General features: G+C 69.4%; 13 protein-coding genes. 8 read left to right on the top strand and 5 right to left on the bottom strand.

All coding sequences use genetic code 11. The features are described from left to right. Nucleotides 1-16 precede the first annotated feature (16 nt). The 5 genes from J2W78_RS06845 to otsB form a co-directional block, all read right to left on the bottom strand. Complete coding sequence (locus tag J2W78_RS06845) at nt 17-3427, bottom strand: helicase-related protein (RefSeq protein WP_253369167.1); 3411 nt, start codon at nt 3425-3427, stop codon at nt 17-19. 189 nt (nt 3428-3616) lie between these two features. After that, nucleotides 3617-3961: a hypothetical protein gene (locus tag J2W78_RS06840; RefSeq protein ID WP_253369165.1), complete on the bottom strand. Its 345-nt coding sequence runs from the start codon at nt 3959-3961 to the stop codon at nt 3617-3619. A 148-nt stretch (nt 3962-4109) separates the two neighbouring features. Then, nucleotides 4110-5006: a DUF3108 domain-containing protein gene (locus tag J2W78_RS06835; protein ID WP_253369164.1), complete on the bottom strand. Its 897-nt coding sequence runs from the start codon at nt 5004-5006 to the stop codon at nt 4110-4112. A 137-nt stretch (nt 5007-5143) separates the two neighbouring features. Beyond that, entirely contained in the window at nt 5144-6145 is a 1002-nt protein-coding gene (locus J2W78_RS06830; protein ID WP_253369162.1) for a glucokinase, read from the bottom strand. Nucleotides 6146-6245: 100 nt separating this feature from the next. Then, complete coding sequence (gene otsB, locus J2W78_RS06825; RefSeq protein WP_253369160.1) at nt 6246-7013, bottom strand: trehalose-phosphatase; 768 nt, start codon at nt 7011-7013, stop codon at nt 6246-6248. A gap of 86 nt (nt 7014-7099) precedes the next feature. Between otsB and J2W78_RS06820 the strand changes: the two genes are divergently transcribed. The 8 genes from J2W78_RS06820 (at nt 7100) to J2W78_RS06785 (ending at nt 18865) form a co-directional block, all read left to right on the top strand. After that, nucleotides 7100-7594: a DUF427 domain-containing protein gene (locus tag J2W78_RS06820; RefSeq protein ID WP_253369159.1), complete on the top strand. Its 495-nt coding sequence runs from the start codon at nt 7100-7102 to the stop codon at nt 7592-7594. 72 nt (nt 7595-7666) lie between these two features. Beyond that, nucleotides 7667-8884: a serine hydrolase domain-containing protein gene (locus tag J2W78_RS06815; RefSeq protein WP_253369157.1), complete on the top strand. Its 1218-nt coding sequence runs from the start codon at nt 7667-7669 to the stop codon at nt 8882-8884. Between the two features lie 217 nt (nt 8885-9101). Further along, nucleotides 9102-11030, top strand: a complete 1929-nt coding sequence (locus J2W78_RS06810) for a BCCT family transporter (RefSeq protein ID WP_437178563.1) — start codon at nt 9102-9104, stop codon at nt 11028-11030. Between the two features lie 462 nt (nt 11031-11492). Next, on the top strand, nt 11493-11966 hold the full coding sequence (locus J2W78_RS06805; RefSeq protein ID WP_253369154.1) for a formate dehydrogenase subunit gamma: 474 nt from the start codon (nt 11493-11495) through the stop codon (nt 11964-11966). Then, nucleotides 11963-13522: a formate dehydrogenase beta subunit gene (locus J2W78_RS06800; RefSeq protein ID WP_253369152.1), complete on the top strand. Its 1560-nt coding sequence runs from the start codon at nt 11963-11965 to the stop codon at nt 13520-13522. The genes J2W78_RS06805 and J2W78_RS06800 overlap by 4 nt, the downstream gene beginning before the upstream one ends. 12 nt (nt 13523-13534) lie before the next feature. Continuing rightward, nucleotides 13535-16387 (top strand): formate dehydrogenase subunit alpha, encoded by a 2853-nt coding sequence (gene fdhF, locus J2W78_RS06795; RefSeq protein ID WP_253369150.1) that lies wholly within the window; start codon nt 13535-13537, stop codon nt 16385-16387. Nucleotides 16388-16593: 206 nt separating this feature from the next. Next, nucleotides 16594-16884: a formate dehydrogenase subunit delta gene (locus J2W78_RS06790; RefSeq protein ID WP_253369148.1), complete on the top strand. Its 291-nt coding sequence runs from the start codon at nt 16594-16596 to the stop codon at nt 16882-16884. Between the two features lie 301 nt (nt 16885-17185). Continuing rightward, nucleotides 17186-18865 (top strand): OFA family MFS transporter, encoded by a 1680-nt coding sequence (locus J2W78_RS06785; protein WP_253369146.1) that lies wholly within the window; start codon nt 17186-17188, stop codon nt 18863-18865. Nucleotides 18866-18873 lie beyond the last annotated feature (8 nt).

The following is an 18873-nucleotide window of genomic DNA, read 5'->3' as shown; positions in this document are numbered from 1 at the left end:
TCGTGGGGCGGGCGCTTCAGCGCTTGCCCCCGTCCGATTCCAGCTTCGCCTTCAGTGCGGCGAGTGCCGCGAAGGGCGAATCCGGATCGGGCTGGCGCTCGCGGCGCGGCGGGCGCGGCTCGGTGCTGGGACGGCGGTTCTCGTCGCGGCGCTCGGGCCGGTTGCGGCCGCCCTGCGGCTCGCGGCGGGCGCCCTCGCCCTGACCTTCGCGGCGGCTGTCGCCCCGTCCGTCGGCCCGTGCCGGACGTCCGCCCTCCGGACGGTCCTCGCGGGGACGGCGCGGGCCGTCGTTGCGGCGCTCGCCCTGGCGTCCATCCTGACGGCCGTCCTGTCTGCCCTCTTGGCGTCCGTCCGGACGTCCCTGGCCGCGGCCGGGCCGCTGACCGGTGTGACGCTGCGGACGGTGAAGATGCCAGACCTCGACAGTCTCAGGAGCGGCCGGCGCAGCCTCGGTCGCTTCCGTGCTTGCTTCAGCCGACTCGGTGTCCGCGGCGGGCTCGTCCGCAGGGATCGCCGAATCGGCGGCGTCCACCGCCTCGACCTCTCCGGTCGCCGCAGCCGCCTGCGCGGCATCGGCGGTCTCGGCCGGCATCGGTGCGGCGGCTTCGGGAGACGTCTCGGCCTCGCTCGGTGCCGATTCCTCAACCGGGGCATCCGCTTCGGCCGGTGCTTCGACCGTCTCTCCCGCGGTGGGCTCGGCCTCGGCGGTGACGGTCTCGGTTTCACCCTCGGCGTCGGACGTTGCCTCGGCAGGCGCCGTCTCGTCGCTCGGCTCGGCCGTGGCATCGACGGCGGTCGCGTCCTGGGACGTCGCTTCGGCTGCCGCCTCGTCGACCGGTGTCTCCTCGGTCGCCGATGTCTCGCTGGCGGTGTCTTGGGTCGCCGTCTCCTGCGATGCGGCCTCGTCGGGGCGTGCGGCGGGGACGGTCGGTGCTGCCGCGACCAGGGGCACGGTGATGGCCGGGCCGGCACGGTTCTGCGCGACGTAGCCCAAGGACTTCAGGATCGAGGCGAAATCCTCGCCCGAGCAGCCGACGAGCGAGGTCATGTTCACGGTGGCGACGAAGCCGTCGCCGTCCGCGCTGCCGGCCGGCGGCTCGCCCGGGGTCGTGCCGGGGCGGTAGGCGATGGCCGGGCGGATCAGGTCGGCGAGCCGCTCCAGGATATCGACGCGCACCGCCCGCTCGCCGCAGACCCGGAAGCCGGCGGCGCGGTAGAGACCCTTGGCGATGTTGGGATCGACCTTGATCGAGGTGCGGCCGGAACTGGCCAGATGCGCGATCTCGTCGAGGCCGGGCTGGTCGAGGCCGCCGTTCTTCAGCGCCCAGAGCTGGGCGGCGAGGGTGCGCGGGGCCGGCTTCAGCAGCGCGGGCAGGAAGATGTGGTAGGCGCCGAAGCGCACGCCGTGACGGCGGAGATTGGCCCGCCCGTCCTGATCGAGGGTGCGCATCTCGTGCGCCACCTTGGCCCGCTCCAGCACGCCGAGCGCCTCGACCACCTGATAGCCGATGCCGCGGGCGAGCCCTGTGAGGTCGGCCGCCGTCTCGATCTCCATCAGCGGCCCGAGCAGGCGCACGATGTGGGCGCGCAGCCATGCCGCCAGCCGCGTCTCGACCTTTTCGCGGGACGCGCCGGACAGGCTGTCGTCGGCGATGAGGCGGATGCCGGGCTCGAACAGCTTGTCGCCCGGCGTCAGCTTGGCGACGGGATCGCCGGTCCAGCGGATGATGCCGTCATGCGAGAGCACCAGCGACGCGTCGGCGGCCGAGGCGAAGCGGTCGGCCCGCGCCTCGATCTCGCCGGCCAGCGCCTTGTCGGCGGCGGAGCGCAGCGTCTTGGCTTCGTGGCCCTCGGCTTGTGGGTCGGGCACGAATTGGAAGCCGTGAAGACGGCCCACATGTTGACCCTCGACGGTGACGTCACCGCCGGAGGTGATTTCGGCTTCCAGCATCGTCTTCTCTCTCAAGCGCCGCATCAGGACGCTGGTGCGCCTATCGACGAAGCGGCTCGCGAGGCGCTCGTGCAGGGCGTCGGACAATCTGTCCTCTACCCGACGCGTCTCGCCCTGCCAATGCAGAGGATCGAGCAACCAGTCGGGCCTGTTCGCCACGAAGGTCCAGGTCCGCCCCTGCGCGATGCGCTGGGACAGGGCGTCGATGTCGCCGTCGGTGCGGTCGATCATCGCCACGTGGCGGGCGAACCAGTCGTTGGGGATGCGGCCCGCCATGCCGCGCATCAGGAAGCGGTAGAGCTGGGCCACGAGGTCGGCATGGGTCTGCGGGTGGACCTTGCGGTAGTCCGGCACGCCGCAGGTGTCCCACAGCCGGCGCACCGCTGCCGGCCCTTTCGCCATGTCGCGAATGTCTTCCTCGCGCATCAGGATTTCGAACGCCTGCTGGTCCTCGCCCATCGGCGCGCGGGTCAGGCCCTGTTCGTGCGGATGTTCGTCGAGGCTCGCCTGCAGCCGTTCCAGCGAGGCGAATTCGAGGTCCGGGTTGCGCCATTGCAGCATGCGCACGGGCTCGAAATCGTGGGTCTCCAGCGCCTCGACCATCTCCGGCTCGAAGGGTGGGCAGCGCCCCGTCGAACCGAACGTACCGTCGGCGATATGGCGCCCGGCGCGCCCGGCGATCTGGCCCATCTCGGCTGGGGACAGTTTGCGGAAGCGGGTGCCGTCGTATTTCCAGTTCGCGGCGAAGGCCACGTGATCGACGTCGAGGTTGAGCCCCATGCCGACCGCGTCGGTGGCGACGAGGTAATCGACGTCGCCCGATTGATAGAGTTCGACCTGGGCGTTGCGGGTGCGGGGCGAGAGCGCGCCGAGCACCACCGCCGCACCGCCGCGCTGGCGCCGGATCAGCTCGGCGATGGCGTAAACCTCCTCGGCCGAGAAGGCGACGATCGCGGTGCGGTGCGGCAGCCGCGAGATCTTCTTCTCGCCCGCGAAGGTCAGGCTCGAAAGACGCGGGCGCGTCGTCGTCTGCACGCCGGGGATCAGCGCCTGCACCAGCGGCAGCATGGTCGAGGAGCCGATCAGCAGCGTCTCCTCGCGGCCCCGCCGGTAGAGCAGGCGATCGGTGAAGACGTGGCCGCGATCCATGTCGGCGGCGAGCTGGATCTCGTCGATCGCGACGAAGGCGACGTCGAGGTCGCGCGGCATCGCCTCGATGGTGCAGATCCAGTAGCGCGGCCGATCCGGCTTGATCTTCTCCTCGCCGGTGATGAGCGCGACGTTCTCAGCGCCGACCTTGGCGACCACGCGCAGGTAGACCTCTCGGGCCAGGAGCCTCAGGGGCAGGCCGATCATGCCGGTCGGATGCAGGAGCATCCGCTCGATGGCCATGTGCGTCTTGCCCGTGTTGGTCGGGCCGAGCACCGCCGTGACCCCGCGCGCGCGGGCCTCGCGGTGAAGGGTGCGGAGCGTCATGCGGGAGCGGCGATCCCTACGGCGCTGAGGGCCGTCGGCGGAGCGGAGGGCAGCCGGGCGCTGGGCCCTGCATCGGAAGTCGGCCGCTCGAGCACCGTCCTGGATACCGGATCCCGGACCATGCTCGAGGCGCTTGCTGTTGCATCGTCTTTTTTCCGAAAGCCGGAAGCCACCTTTCGGGACGATGCTCTAGCGGTACGGGGCGAGCCGCGGCGACCGTCCCTCATATGGGACGCCCGTGCCCGGCCCGCCAGCCGGGGCACCGACGCCGGGATAGGCATAGATGTCGATCCGGGGCTGAGGCTGCTGCGGCGTGAGGTCCGTGCAGAGGGTGTCGGGCATCGCCATCAGCGGGCCGCGGCGCGGCGGGCGGCCTTCGATCACCTGTGCGGTGGAGAATGCGTCGGGGCCGCAATCCGGCCCCGCCGTGAGGGGGCCGCCGGCCCAGGCGAAGGACGGGACGAGGAGGGCTAGGACGAGGCAGACGCGCCGCAGAGTGTTCCTGCGGGGCGAAGCGTTTGCGAACCGACGCATGGTTGCACCTCCTAACCGCATCGGCGCTCATTCGATCGTCCCTCGGTCCCGCCCGGCCCCTCATCCTTCGAGGCCCGCCGACGCGGGCACTTCAGGATGAGGGCGCGTCGCGGATGACCGGGTCGATCTGGATTGCGATCCGCAAAACCTACTGCTGCGACAGGCTCGCGTCGGCGACGGCGGCCGGCTGGGCTTCGCCGCCGGTGGCGGTCGCGGTGCCGGTCCGCGTCCAGCGGGTCGCCTCGATGATGTTGGTGCCGAGCGTGGTGCGCACGGCGATCCGCAGCGGCACCAGCACCCGCGTTCCCTCGACGGGGGCGAGCCAGACCGACATGTCGCGGTTGTCTTCCATGAACTTCACCCCCGGCCGGTCGGGCCGGTGGCCGGCGATGGCGACGTAGCGGGCGTTGCAGACCAGCACCGGCCCGCTGTAGCCGGGCTTTTCCACCTGTCGGGTCTCGCCGTAGCTCAGGACCACGTTGAAGCGGGTGGCGCCGTCGAAGACGGGAAGCGTGCGGTTGCAGTTCTCGGGATCGGTGAGCTCGGCGCGGGCGCGTGCCGGCATCATCAGCGCGCTCGCCGGATCGATCACGCCGCGCTTGGCCGCCGCCGTGACCGGCACCCGGTCGCCGGTATCGAGCAGCGGCGGGGTCACCTCGGCCTGGGTGACGTTGCCGCCCGCCAGCGCCATGCGTACGGCGATGCCCGAACTGCTGGTGCGGGTGGCGATCGAGAAGGCGCTCGGCAGGGGCGCCGCGGCGATGCTGCCCGAAGACCGGGCCGAGCCCTGGCCGCCGGTGACCGCGCCGACGAGGCCCGTCAGCACCGCCGAGACGTCCATGCGGTAGCGCGCGCCCTCGAAGGCGCCGGTGAGCTGGGCATTGCCGATTGGGATACCGGCGAGATTGACGCTGTAATCGACGGCGACGCCCGCGGGGGCCGCCTTGGCCCTGTGGGCCCGCGGCGCGGCCTGTGTCCCGGCCGGAAGGGCGAGCGCCCCGGCGAGAAACAGGAGGTGGGCGCGAAGGATGGGCTTGGCGCGCATGGTCTGGACTCTGGGCGGCTCCACGCTCCCGCGCCGCTCGGGACGAGACGGCGGGGACGACGAAGCTTAGCGCCTGCCATGGTTAACAGACCGTTCGGCCGACGCTAGGGGGCATAGGGGGCGGCGGCCTCCTGGCGTCACGGATCCGGCGTCCAACCCTGCCCGTGATAGACGAAGCGCCCGCTCTGGCTCGCCAAGGCCGCGAGGCCGCTGAAGGCGGGGTCCTTCACGGTGATGACGCTGGTGGGGATCGTGCGCATCTGCTCGGCGAAGGGCGCCTTGCGCTCGAATGCCTCGCGGAACCCGCCCTCCCGCAGGACGGAGATGATCCGCGGGGCGATGCCACCGCCGATATAGACCCCGCCGGTGGCGAGAAAGGTGAGCGCTAGATCCCCGCACACCCGGCCGAGCAGCTTGCCGAACAGCGCGAGCGCGGCCTGTGCGTGCGGATCCTCGCCCGACAGGCCGGCGCTGGTGATCTCGGCCGGATCGCCCAGGGAGCCGTCGCCGGCCGCCCGCACCGCGCGGATCGCCGCGCAGAGCCGGGCGAGACCGGAGCCCGAGAGCAGCGTCTCCACCGTGACCCGCCCCTCGACGCGCTCGACCGTCGGCCAGATCTCGGCCTCTTCCGCGTCGGTCGGCCCGAGGTCGGTGTGGCCGGCCTCCGTCGAGACGATGGCGAGGCGCTCCCCGTAGGGAATCACGGCCGCGGCGCCGAAGCCGGTGCCCGGGCCCAGCACGAGCCGGGGCCCGGGCGCGTCCTCCCGCGCCGGTCCGATCGGCGTGAGTTCGTCGGGCTCGATGCTGGCCGCGCCCGCGGCGACCGGAACGTAGTCGTTGACCAAGGCGACCCGCGCCAGACCGAAGTCCCGGCCGATGGCAGCGGCGTCCACCCGCCAAGCCGCGTTGGTGAGCTGGACGGCGGGCGCATCGACCCGACCCGCGATCGCCAGGATCGCCGAGCGCGGCGCGGGCGCGCCGGCCCGCGCCAGGGACGAACGGATCGCCGCGCTCGGATCGGGATGGCCGTCTGTCGCCTCGCGGGAGAGGAGGCGGGGCGCCCCGCCCCTCGTTTCGATCAGCCCGAAGCGGGCATTCGTCCCGCCGATGTCACCGATCAGCACCGGGAATTCGAACATCCGCCTCTCGCTTCTCGCCGTGCTTTGCCGCGACCTTAACAGAGGGTGCGCCGGCCGTTCGGCAAGCGTTGCGGCGGACGGTTCTGCCCCGCAAGTGCCCTCAGGCAGCGGGCAGCGCGTCGAGGTCGATCGGTGCGCCCTCGGCCCAGGCGGTGATCAGCGCGCGCACATCCGCAGGGGTGGCGAGGCGGCGGCCGGCCACGGTCTCTCCGTCGCCGATGCGCACGCTGACGCCGCCATCCTCGTTGACGGAGGCGAAGGCGATCTCGTCGGTGCGGTCGTCGCCGAGGAAGATCGCGCGCCGCCCGGCATAGGGGGCCGCCTCCGCGAAGGCGCGGATCGCGTGGCCCTTGGTGGCGTCGGCCGGCACGATCTCGCCGACCGCCTTGCCGAGTTGGAGCCGGTAGGCGGAGCCGAGATCGGCCGCCACCGCCTTCACGATGGTCTCGGCCGCCTGCGCATCGCCCGGCGTGGCCAGCCGCCAATGCACGGCGACCGAGGCGCCCTTGTCCTCGATCAGTACGGATTCGTAGCGGGCCGTCTCCGCGTGCAGCCGCTCGACGCCGGCGCGCAGGTCCGGATGATCCTCCGGCCGTCCGCCGCTCAAATGGCCGTCCACCCGGCGCTCGACGCCGTGCAGCCCGGCTACGTCGAACCGGGCGGGGCTCAGGAAGTCGTCGATCACCGTGACCGGCCGTCCGGTGACGATGGCGAGCGCCCCGCCGAGCCGCTCGCGCAGGCGCTCCAGCGCGGGCACCAGGCCGGGATCGACCTGCACCGCGTCGGGGCGCGGGGCGATCTCGACCAGGGTGCCGTCGAAATCGAGGAACAGCGCATAGTCTGCGGTTTGGCGTGCGGCTTCGCTCACGGCGGCGTCCTTCTCTCGGGCTCTCGATGCGCTAGCATGAGGGCCGGTTGCGACAAACCAGTGATGCGACATCAACGGAGGCGCCCGTGCGGCCCATCCCCGTCCGCCCCGGCCCGGGGCAGGAAAGCGTCTGGGACTATCCCCGCCCGCCCCGGCTGGAGCCGGTGCCCGAGCGGCTGACCGTCATCCTCGGCGGCCGGACCATCGCCGCGACCACGGAAGGCTTCCGGGTGCTGGAGACGAGCCACCCGCCGACCTACTACATCCCGCCCCAGCATATCGCCGAGGGCGTACTCGGGCCCCCACGCCGCGCCGGAATTTGTGAATGGAAAGGCCGGGCCGTGCTGCTCGACGTGACGGGCGGCGGAGAACGGGCGTCGGGGGCGGCCTGGGCCTATCCCGATCCGACGCCGGGCTTCCGGCCCATCGCCGGCTACGTCGCCTTCTATGCCGGTCCGATGGACACCTGCCTCGTCGGCGACGTGCGCGCCGAGCCCCAGCCCGGCGGCTTCTATGGTGGCTGGATCACGCCGGGGCTCGTCGGGCCGTTCAAGGGCGGGCCCGGCACCATGGGCTGGTGACGGCTTTCGGGCTGGCGCCCCCCTGTGCAAGGCCGCTACACGGGCTCCGGACACGAACGTAAGGAGCCGCGCATGCAGGTCGAGACCGATCCCCGAGACGTCGGCCTCTGTCCCGACCGTCTGGAGCGGATCGACACCTGGATGCGGGGCTACGTCGAATCCGGGCGCCTCGCCGGCCTCTCGGTGAGCGTGCTGCGGGGTGGCAAGACCGCTTTCTTTCGGGCGCACGGCCACGCGGACCTTGCGCGGGAAAAGCCGTTTGCCGCCGACACCATCACCCGCATCTACTCGATGACGAAGCCGCTGACCTCCCTCGCGGTGCTGATGCTCTACGAGGAGGGGCGGTTCCAGCTCGACGATCCGATCGCGCGCTTCCTGCCGGACTTGGCCGAGATGCGGGTGATGACCGGCGGCAACCGGGCCAAGATCGAGACCGAGCCGGCGCTGCGCCCGATCACGATCCGCGACCTCCTCACCCACACCAGCGGCCTGACCTACGGCTTCATGGAGGCGACCCTCGTCGACGCGCTCTACCGCCAGAACGAGATCGACTTCCAGACGTCGACCCTGCCGCTCGGCGAGCTCGTGGCGCGGCTCGCGCAGCAGCCGCTGCTGGCTCAGCCGGGGGCGGAATGGAACTACTCGGTCGCCACCGATGTGCTCGGCCACTTCGTCGCGGTGGTGTCGGGCCAGGATTTCGCGGATTTCATGCGTGCGCGCATCCTGCGGCCGCTCGGCATGAACGACACCGATTTCTTCGTGCCGGAAGAGAAGCAGGCGCGCTTTGCGGCGAACTACGCTTTCGATCGCGCCGGAAAGCTCCGGCTCTACGACGACAGCGTCGGCAGCCGGTTCCTGGCACCGCCGCCGCTCGCCTCGGGCGGGGGCGGCCTCGTCTCGACGGCGGCCGACTACCTGCGCTTCTGCCGGATGATCCTCAATCTCGGCGAATGCGACGGCGTGCGGCTGCTCGGGCGCAAGACCGTCGAACTGATGCTGATGAACCACCTGCCCGGCGATCTCGCCTCGATGGGCCAGCCGCGCTTCGCCGAATCGTCTTACGCCGGCATCGGCTTCGGGCTCGGGTTTTCGGTGATGCTCGACCCCGCCCGCGCCCAAATCCTCGGCACGCCGGGCGAAGTGTCCTGGGGCGGGGTGGCGAGCACCTCGTTCTGGATCGATCCCGACGAGGACATGGCGGTGGTGCTGATGACCCAGTTGATCCCCTCCTCCGCCCTGCCCCTGCGCCGGGAATTGCGGGTGCTGACCTACGCCGCCCTCGAAATCTGAGGACGCCTCACCGTCCCGGATGCGGCTCGGGAACGGAAGCGCGGCCATTCACATATGTCGATGAGCCTTCTCCCGGCATCGGAGCGGATCGCCTTCTCCGAAGCCGCGAGCCTGCCTGCATCCGCTGCGACCGGATCGTTCGAAGACACCAAGGGAAGCCCGAGCGGACATGAGCGATCTCACCGAGCAGAACCCTCTCGGTCGAAGGGGCCCGAGGATGCAGGTCAACCCGCCGGTCTTCTTCACCTCGGCCGGGCTGACGCTCGCCTTCGCCGGCCTCAGCGCGCTGTTCCCCACACAGGCCAAGTCGCTGTTCGACACCCTGCAAGCCGCGATCGTGCATGAATTCGGCTGGTTCTACATCGCCGTCGTCGCCGGCTTTCTCGGCTTCGCGATCTTTCTGATGCTGAGCCGCTACGGCGACGTGAAGCTGGGGCCGGACGACAGCGAGCCCGACTACAGCTACCTGTCGTGGTTTGCGATGCTGTTCAGCGCCGGCATGGGCATCGGCCTGATCTTCTTCGGCGTGGCCGAGCCGCTTCAGCATTACGCCACGCCCCCCACGGGCGAGGGCAAGACCATCGAGGCCGCCCAGCGGGCGATGGTGCTGACCTTCTTCCATTGGGGCGTGCACGCCTGGGCGATCTACATCGTCGTGGGACTGGCGCTGGCCTATTTCTCGTTCCGCCGCGGCTTGCCGCTCACGGTGCGCTCGGCCCTCCACCCGCTCATCGGCGACCGGATCAACGGCCCGATCGGGCACGCGATCGACATCTTCGCGGTGCTCGGCACGATCTTCGGCGTCGCGACCTCGCTCGGGCTCGGCGTGCTTCAGGTGAACGCCGGCTTCACCCACCTGTTCGGCCTGCCGAACAACACGCTCGTGCAGATCGTCCTGATCGCCGCCATCACCGGTTGCGCCACGCTGTCTGTCGCCTCGGGACTCGACCGAGGCGTGAAGGTCCTGTCCGAACTCAACATCATCCTTGCCGTCGTCCTGCTAATCTTCGTGCTGGTCACCGGCTCGACGGTGTTCCTGCTCCAAGCCTTCGTCCAGAACGTCGGCGCCTATCTCGGCGCCGTGGTCGAGCGCACGCTCCAGACCTACGCCTACAAGCCCAACGAGTGGCTGGGGAGCTGGACGCTGTTCTACTGGGGCTGGTGGATCGCGTGGTCGCCCTTCGTCGGCATGTTCATCGCCCGGATCTCGCGTGGGCGAACCATCCGCGAATTCGTGACCGGCGTCCTGCTGGTGCCGGTGCTGTTCACCTTCTTCTGGATGACGGTGTTCGGCAATACGGCGATCGAGATGGACCGGTCCGGCGCCGTGGCGCTGACGGACATCGTCAAGGACAACATGCCCGTCACGCTGTTCGAGATGCTCGGGCACCTGCCGTTCGGCACCATCGCCTCGGGGCTGGCGACGCTGCTCGTGATCTTCTTCTTCGTCACCTCGGCGGATTCCGGAGCGCTGGTGATCGACATGATCACCTCCGGCGCGGCCGACAACCCGCCGCTCTGGCAGCGGGTGTTCTGGGCGATCAGCGGGGGCACCGTCGCCGCCGTCCTGCTGGTGGCGGGCGGGCTGGAGGCGCTCCAGACCGCGGCCATCGCCAGCGCCCTGCCCTTCTCCGTCGTGATGATCTTCATCTGCTACGGCCTGCTCCGGGCCCTCCAGATGGAGGGGCGCAGCGGCGGACTCGACCTGTCCTCGGCCGCTGCCGCTTCAGGCGGCCTGTCCTGGCAGGAGCGGCTGGCGGCCATTACCCACTCCTACCGGAAGGAAGACCTGAAGACCTTCCTCGACGAGACGGTGGCGCCCGCCCTCGAGGCGGTGGCCGGGCAGATGCGCGAGAGCGGCCTGTCGCCCGAGGTCGTGCGCTCGGACGAGCGCATCGATCTCATCGTTCCCTACGGAGACCGCGGCGCCTTCCGCTACGGCATCCGGGTGCGCGGATTGCGGACGCCGAGCTTCGTCTGGGCCGAGAATCCGTCGAGATCGTCGGACGAGCGCCATTATCGCGCCGTCGTTCAGACTTCCGAGGGCGACCGCCCGCACGACGTCACCGGCTATGGCCGGGATCGGGTGATCGACGATCTCCTGAAGCGTTACGCGCAGTTCCGGGCGGTCCGGGGCTCGGCCTGAACCGACACGGGTCCGACGGGCCGAGGATTCGGTCCGCCGGTTGGCATGGGAGCGGGCCGGGTCGCCTGCGACCTGCCTCACAGCGACGGCAACGCCGCCCATCCCATCACCGGAGTCGCCCGCGAGGCGCTTCAGGCGCATAGGGGGCTTGCGGGGGCGTTCACCGCGCTGGGGTCCGCCCGCCATTCCGTCCCGGCACCGCCGAAGCAGCTTCGAATTTCACTTTCGTAACGACCCTGGATGGCCCACTTCACACCCTGCCGGACACCCCTGCCCGACCCATACGAAGAAAATTTCCTACCATTTCAAAAAAAATTTGAATACCCATTGGGCGGATGATGCACCGCAAACGAAGCGTTTTGATCGAAAATTTTTGTCGAACCACGAGACTGCTTGATTGAACTTTAGTGCCGACCCTGTTTGGATTGAGCCTTAGAACAAAACCAAGTTGGGCAGGAAAGCATGGCTACTCCCGAGCCTTGGAACGCCACCCGCGCGGCTGGGATCGTCGCCGGGCTGCAATCTCTGGAGGGCGCGACTCTCCCTATATTGCATGCGCTTCAGGAGACGTTCGGCTACGTTGACGCGGAAGCCGTGCCGATGATCGCCGACGCGCTGAACCTGTCGCGCGCCGAAGTGCATGGCTGCCTGACTTTCTACCACGATTTCCGGCGCGAGCCGCCGGCCGGGCGCCATCACGTCAAGCTGTGTCGGGCCGAGGCCTGCCAGGCGATGGGCTCCGACCGGCTCCACGGCGAGATCCTCTCCCGCATGGGTTGCGACTGGCATGGCACCAGCGCCGACGGCGTCACCGTCGAGCCGGTCTACTGCCTCGGCCTCTGCGCCAACGCGCCTGCCGCCCTGGTGGATGACGAGCCGCTGGCTCGACTGTCCGCCGAATCCCTCGACGCCGCCCTCAAGGAGGTTCGCGCGTGAGCATCACACTCTACGTTCCGCAGGACGCCGTCGCCCTCGGCCTCGGCGCCAACCGCGTCGCCCGCGCGATCTTCGCCGGTGCCGAGCGGCGCGGCCTCGATGTACGTATCGTCCGCACCGGCACCCGCGGCATGCTCTGGCTTGAGCCGATGGTCGAGGTCGCGACTCCTGAGGGCCGCATTGCCTACGGCCCGGTGACGCCGGCCGATGTCGAGGGCCTGCTCGATGCCAATTTTGTCGAGGGCGGCGAGCATTCGCTCCGCCTCGGCAAGCCGGAGGAGATCCCCTTTCTTGCCAAGCAGCACCGGCTGACCTTCCATCGCTGCGGCGTGGTCGATCCGGTCTCGGTCGAGGATTACCGGGCCCACGGCGGCTATCGCGGCCTGGAGGCCGCGCTGAAGCTCGACGCCGAGGGCGTCGTCGCCCAGGTGCGCGATTCGGGTCTGCGCGGGCGCGGTGGCGCCGGCTTCCCGGCGGGTATCAAGTGGAACACGGTGATGCTGGCCCAATCGGACCAGAAATACGTGGTCTGCAACGCTGACGAGGGCGATTCCGGCACCTTCGCCGACCGGATCATGATGGAGGGCGACCCCTTCAACCTGATCGAGGGCATGACCATCGCCGCCGTCGCGACCGGTGCCACGCGGGGCTACATCTACTGCCGCTCCGAATATCCGCAGGCGTTCCGGACGCTGCGCGACGCGATCGCCAACGGCGTGCGGGCCGGCGTCCTCGGCGACAACATTCTCGGTTCCGGCAAGAGCTTCCACCTCGAAGTGCGGCTGGGCGCCGGCGCCTATATCTGCGGCGAGGAGACCTCGCTGCTGGAAAGCCTCGAGGGCAAGCGAGGCATCGTCCGGGCCAAGCCGCCGATCCCCGCGCTCAAAGGCTTCCTCGGCCAGCCGACGCTGGTCAACAACGTCATGACCTTCACGGCCGTGCCGTACATTCTCGAGCACGGCGCCAAGGCTTACGCCGAGTACGGCATGGGCCGCTCGCTCGGCACCCTGCCGATCCAGCTCGCCGGCAACATCAAGCAGGGCGGCCTGATCGAGTACGCCTTCGGCATCACCATCCGTCAGGTGATCGAGGATTTCGGCGGCGGCACGGCCTCGGGCCGTCCGGTGCGGGCGGTGCAGGTCGGCGGTCCGCTCGGGGCCTACTTCCCCGACGACCTGCTCGACACGCCGCTGGATTACGAGGCGATGGCGGCCAAGAAGGGCCTCGTCGGCCATGGCGGCATCGTCGTGTTCGACGACACGGTGGACATGGCCAAGCAGGCGCGTTTCGCCTTCGAGTTCTGCGCCACCGAATCCTGCGGCAAGTGCACCCCCTGCCGCATCGGCGCCACCCGCGGCGTCGAGACCATGGACAAGGTCATCTCCGGCATCCGCCCGGAGGCCAATCTCAAGCTCGTCGCCGATCTCTGCGAGATCATGACCGACGGCTCGCTCTGCGCCATGGGCGGCCTGACGCCCATGCCCGTGATGAGCGCGATCACCAACTTCCCCGAGGATTTTCGGCGCGCGGGCGATCTGCCCGTCGCGGCCGAGTGAGGAGGCCGTCGCATGACCCTCATCAAGGAAATCGACTACGGTACGCCGATCCGGCTCAATGAGCAGACGGTGACGCTGACCATCGATGGCGAGAGCGTGACGGTGCCCGCGGGCACCTCGGTCATGGCCGCCGCGATGCATATGGGCACCAAGATCCCGAAGCTCTGCGCCACGGATTCGCTGGAGCCGTTCGGCTCCTGCCGGATGTGTCTCGTCGAGATCGACGGCCGCCGCGGCACGCCCGCCTCCTGCACCACGCCGGCCGAGAACGGCATGGTCGTGCACACGCAGACCGACAAGCTGCATCGGCTGCGCAAGGGCGTGATGGAGCTCTACATCTCCGACCACCCGCTCGACTGCCTGACCTGCGCCGCTAACGGCGATTGTGAGCTGCAGGATACTGCAGGTCAGGTCGGCCTGCGCGACGTGCGTTACGGTTATGACGGCGACAACCACGTCAAGCCGGCCTCCGACCGTTACCTGCCCAAGGACGAGTCGAACCCCTACTTCACCTACGATCCGTCGAAGTGCATCGTCTGCAACCGCTGCGTCCGCGCCTGCGAGGAGACCCAAGGCACCTTCGCGCTGACCATCGAGGGCCGCGGCTTCGACAGCCGCGTGGCGGCGGGCCCGACCAACTTCATGCAGTCCGAATGCGTGTCCTGCGGCGCCTGCGTCCAGGCCTGCCCGACCGCGACGCTGCAGGAGAAGACGATCCACGAGTTCGGCCAGCCCGACCATGCGGCGGTGACGACCTGCGCCTATTGCGGCGTCGGCTGCGCCTTCAAGGCCGAGATGCAGGGCGACAAGGTCGTGCGCATGGTGCCCTACAAGGGCGGCAAGGCCAACGAGGGCCATTCCTGCGTCAAGGGCCGCTTCGCCTACGGCTATGCCACCCACAAGGACCGCATCACCAAGCCGATGATCCGCGCCAAGATCACGGATCCGTGGCGCGAGGTCTCCTGGGAAGAGGCGATCAGCCACGCGGCGTCCGAATTCAAGCGCATCCAGGCGACCTACGGCCGCGACTCGGTCGGCGGCATCACCTCCTCGCGCTGCACCAACGAGGAGGCCTACCTCGTCCAGAAGCTGGTGCGCGCCGCCTTCGGCAACAACAACGTCGACACCTGCGCCCGCGTCTGCCACTCGCCGACCGGCTACGGCCTGATGTCCACGCTCGGCACCTCCGCCGGCACGCAGGACTTCAAGTCGGTCGAGGAATCCGATGTGATCCTCGTCATCGGCGCCAACCCGACCGACGGCCACCCGGTCTTCGGCTCGCGGATGAAGAAGCGGCTGCGCGAGGGCGCCCGCCTCATCGTCGCCGACCCGCGCAAGATCGACCTCGTGAAGTCGCCCCACATCCGGGCCGACCATCACCTGCCGCTCAAGCCCGGCTCCAACGTCGCCTTCATCAACGCCTTCGCCCACGTCATCGTCACGGAAGGTCTGGTCGCCGAGGACTACGTCCGCGAGCGCTGCGATCTGGCCGAGTTCGAGTCCTGGGCCCGCTTCATCGCCGAGGAACGCAACTCGCCCGAGTCCGCCCAGGCGATCACCGGCGTCGATCCGCAGGAGATCCGCGCGGCGGCCCGGCTCTACGCCACCGGGGGCAAGGCGGCGATCTACTACGGGCTCGGCGTGACCGAGCACAGCCAGGGCTCGACCATGGTGATGGGCATGGCCAACATCGCCATGGCCACCGGCAACATCGGCATGGTGGGCGCGGGCGTGAACCCGCTGCGCGGCCAGAACAACGTGCAGGGCTCCTGCGACATGGGCTCGTTCCCGCACGAGCTGCCGGGCTACCGCCACGTCGCCGACGACGCCACCCGCGAGAGCTTCGAGGCGATCTGGGGGGCCAAGCTCGACAACGCGCCGGGTCTGCGCATCACCAACATGCTAGACGAGGCCGTCGGCGGCAACTTCAAGGGCATGTACATCCAGGGCGAGGACATCGCGCAGTCCGACCCCGACACCCATCACGTCACCTCCGGCCTCCGGGCCATGGAGTGCATCGTGATCCAGGACCTGTTCCTGAACGAGACCGCCAAGTACGCCCACGTCTTCCTGCCGGGCGCCTCCTTCCTCGAGAAGGACGGTACCTTCACCAACGCCGAGCGCCGCATCTCCCGCGTGCGCAAGGTGATGGCCCCGATGGGCGGCTACGGCGACTGGGAGGGCACGGTGCTGCTCGCCAACGCGCTGGGCTACAAGATGGAGTACACCCACCCGTCCGAGATCATGGACGAGATCGCGGCGCTGACTCCGAGCTTCGCTGGCGTCTCCTACCAGAAGCTGGAGGAACTGGGCTCGATCCAGTGGCCGTGCAACGAGAAGGCGCCGCTCGGTACGCCGATGATGCACGTTGACCGGTTCGTGCGCGGCAAGGGCCGCTTCATGATCACCGAATACGTGCCCACCGACGAGCGGACCACGGGCAAGTTCCCGCTGATCCTGACCACGGGCCGTATCCTCTCGCAGTACAATGTCGGCGCGCAGACGCGGCGGACCGAGAACTCCCGCTGGCACGAGGAAGACGTGCTGGAGATCCACCCCTTCGACGCGGAGGTGCGCGGCATCGTCGATGGCGACCTCGTCGCGCTGGAGAGCCGCTCGGGCGACATCGCTCTGAAGGCCAAGGTGACCGAGCGGATGCAGCCGGGGATCGTCTACACGACCTTCCACCACGCCAAGACCGGCGCCAACGTCATCACCACCGACTATTCGGACTGGGCCACCAACTGTCCCGAATACAAGGTGACGGCGGTGCAGATCCGACGCACGAACCGGCCCTCCGACTGGCAGGCGAAGTTCTACGAGGAGGACTTCTCCCTGACCCGCATCGCCGAAGCGGCGGAATAGTCTCTCGACGGGGCGGGCGTCGGCCCGCCCCCAGACGTCCGATCCTGTCCCTCATCCTGAGGTGCCGGAGCGAAGCGGAGGCCTCTAAGGAGGGCTCCAGAACGCGCTATGATCCCTGGAGCCCTTCTCCGAGGCCGCTCGCGCGGCCCCTCAGGATGAGGGAGCGGGAGGGAGCGCTCTCCAATCAGACACAGCCGAGTGCGGGCATGAGCGCGACCAATCCCAACGACAAGCTGGTCCGGATGGCCAACCAGATCGCCCTGTTCTTCCGGTCCTACCCGGAAGAGGAGGCCGTCTCGGGTATCCACAAGCACATCGTGGCGTTCTGGACGCCGAAGATGCGCCGCGACCTCGAAGGCTACGCCGAGGAAGCCGGCGAGCGGCTCGACGCGCTCGTCCACCGGGCGCTTCACGAGGAGCCGAATGTCGAGAGTCCGGTGCGTCCGGCCACCCGCAACCCGCAGCTCGTGGGCGAAGGCGCCAGCGACGCGGGTTGATGCCTGATCCTGGATGATGCGAGCGGGCCCGGACGATGGCGCCCGTTCACCGTCCGGACGAAACCGGGATGCCCCGTTCCGGGCTGATCTCGAACCCGACGCCTCCCACGCTCGCTCTGCGTTTTGAAGGGCGGTATCGCGTCGCCCTCCGCCGACGCGGTGACGGGAGAGGCCCTCATCGCCGATTGTTGAGAGCCTGCTAAGCTGACGAATCCGGTTCAATCGGCTATTGCGCTCCACCGTACATGATTTCGGCTGCCGGAATGTCCGGCTGAGCACGGGTCGGCGGAGGGAGAGAGCCATGAGCCGAGGCGGTGTGGGTGACGTGCCGTGGGACGAGCCCGCGCCGGCATTCCTCTCCCGGGAAAGGACCGTCGCCAAGCCGGGCTTCAACCGCTGGCTGGTGCCCCCGGCGGCGCTCGCCATCCATCTCTGCATCGGCATGGCCTATGGCCTGTCGGTGTTTTGGCTCCCCCTGTCGCGGGCTCTGAGCGTCGGGGCCGCAGCCCCGGCCGCCTGCCCGGACATGAGCGTCGCCACGGCCCTGTTCACCACCACCTGCGACTGGCGGGTGAGCGACCTCGTCATCGTGTTCTCGATCGGCATCGTGATGCTCGGCATCTCGGCGGCCGTGTTCGGCGGCTGGCTGGAGCGGGCCGGGCCGCGCAAGGCGGGGCTGGCCGCGGCGCTTTGCTGGAGCGGCGGTTTCCTCGTCGGGGCGCTCGGCGTCTACCTGCACCAGCTCTGGCTGATCTGGCTCGGTATGGGCCTGATCGGCGGCATCGGCCTCGGGCTCGGCTACATCTCGCCGGTCTCGACGCTGATCAAATGGTTTCCCGACCGGCGCGGCATGGCCACCGGCATGGCGATCATGGGCTTCGGCGGCGGCGCGATGATCGGCTCGCCGCTGGCCGACACCCTGATCAAGACCTTCCGCAGCGCCGACACGGCCGGGGTGTGGCAGGCGCTCGCGGTGATGGGGCTCGGCTACCTCGTCTTCATGGTCAGCGGCGCGCTCGGCTACCGCGTGCCGCCGGCCGGCTGGCAGCCGGAGGGCTGGACGCCGCCCGCGGCGAAGAACGCGATGATCGCCTCGGGCCATGTCCACCTCGACCAAGCCCACAAGACCCCGCAATTCTGGCTGCTCTGGCTGGTGCTCTGCCTCAACGTCTCCGCCGGAATCGGCGTGCTGGCCCTGGCCTCGCCGATGCTGCAGGAGATCTTCGGCGGCGGGCTCATCGGCCGGCCTGGCGTCGCGCTCGGGCAGCTCGATGCGGCGGAGAAGGGGCAGGTCGCGGCGATCGCGGCCGGGTTCGTCGGGTTGCTGTCGCTGTTCAACATCCTCGGGCGCTTCTTCTGGGCCTCGATGTCCGACCGGATCGGGCGCAAGACCACCTACGCCATCTTCTTCGGGGTCGGGCTCGTGCTCTACGCCGCCGCGCCCTGGGCCGCCGGCCTCGGCTCGACGGCCCTGTTCGTCGGGATGTTCTGCATCATCCTGTCGATGTATGGCGGGGGATTCGCCACTATCCCGGCCTATCTCGCCGACGTGTTCGGCACGCAGTTCGTCGGCGCGATCCACGGCCGCCTGCTGACCGCGTGGTCGACGGCGGGCGTCGTCGGCCCCCTCGTCATCACCGCCATCCGCCAGCATCAGGTCGATGCCGGCGTCCAGGGCCTCGATCTCTACGCCCGCACCATGCTGGTGCTGGCCGGTTTCCTCGCGGCTGGCTTCCTCTGCAACCTCTTGGTCCGGCCGCTCGCGCGGCACTGGTTCATGGACGAGGCTCGGGTGAAGTCGCTTCAGGACAAGCCGAGTACGGCGGAAGCGAGGACATCGGCCGCGGTGCGCGGCGGCAGCCAGGGGATCGGCCGGGGCGGCGTGACCCCCGGCGCCCTCCTGGCCTGGGCGGTGGTCGGCCTGCCGATCCTGTGGGGCATCTGGATCACGCTGTCCAAGGCGCTGATCCTGTTTCGGTGAGGCGGGGC

The organism is Methylorubrum extorquens, assembly GCF_024169925.1.
Taxonomy (GTDB): Bacteria; Pseudomonadota; Alphaproteobacteria; order Rhizobiales; family Beijerinckiaceae; genus Methylobacterium; species Methylobacterium extorquens_A.
This window is presented reverse-complemented; position numbering and strand designations above follow the sequence as displayed.

Coding starts and splice junctions, on each gene's coding strand:
- J2W78_RS06830 (WP_253369162.1), bottom strand. CDS start 6,145: ATGTTCGAATTCCCGGTGCTGATCGGTGACATCGGCGGGACGAATGCC.
- fdhF (WP_253369150.1), top strand. CDS start 13,535: ATGACCCTCATCAAGGAAATCGACTACGGTACGCCGATCCGGCTCAAT.
- J2W78_RS06805 (WP_253369154.1), top strand. CDS start 11,493: ATGGCTACTCCCGAGCCTTGGAACGCCACCCGCGCGGCTGGGATCGTC.
- J2W78_RS06840 (WP_253369165.1), bottom strand. CDS start 3,961: ATGCGTCGGTTCGCAAACGCTTCGCCCCGCAGGAACACTCTGCGGCGC.
- J2W78_RS06785 (WP_253369146.1), top strand. CDS start 17,186: ATGAGCCGAGGCGGTGTGGGTGACGTGCCGTGGGACGAGCCCGCGCCG.
- J2W78_RS06790 (WP_253369148.1), top strand. CDS start 16,594: ATGAGCGCGACCAATCCCAACGACAAGCTGGTCCGGATGGCCAACCAG.
- J2W78_RS06815 (WP_253369157.1), top strand. CDS start 7,667: ATGCAGGTCGAGACCGATCCCCGAGACGTCGGCCTCTGTCCCGACCGT.
- J2W78_RS06845 (WP_253369167.1), bottom strand. CDS start 3,427: ATGACGCTCCGCACCCTTCACCGCGAGGCCCGCGCGCGCGGGGTCACG.
- J2W78_RS06810 (WP_437178563.1), top strand. CDS start 9,102: ATGCAGGTCAACCCGCCGGTCTTCTTCACCTCGGCCGGGCTGACGCTC.
- J2W78_RS06835 (WP_253369164.1), bottom strand. CDS start 5,006: ATGCGCGCCAAGCCCATCCTTCGCGCCCACCTCCTGTTTCTCGCCGGG.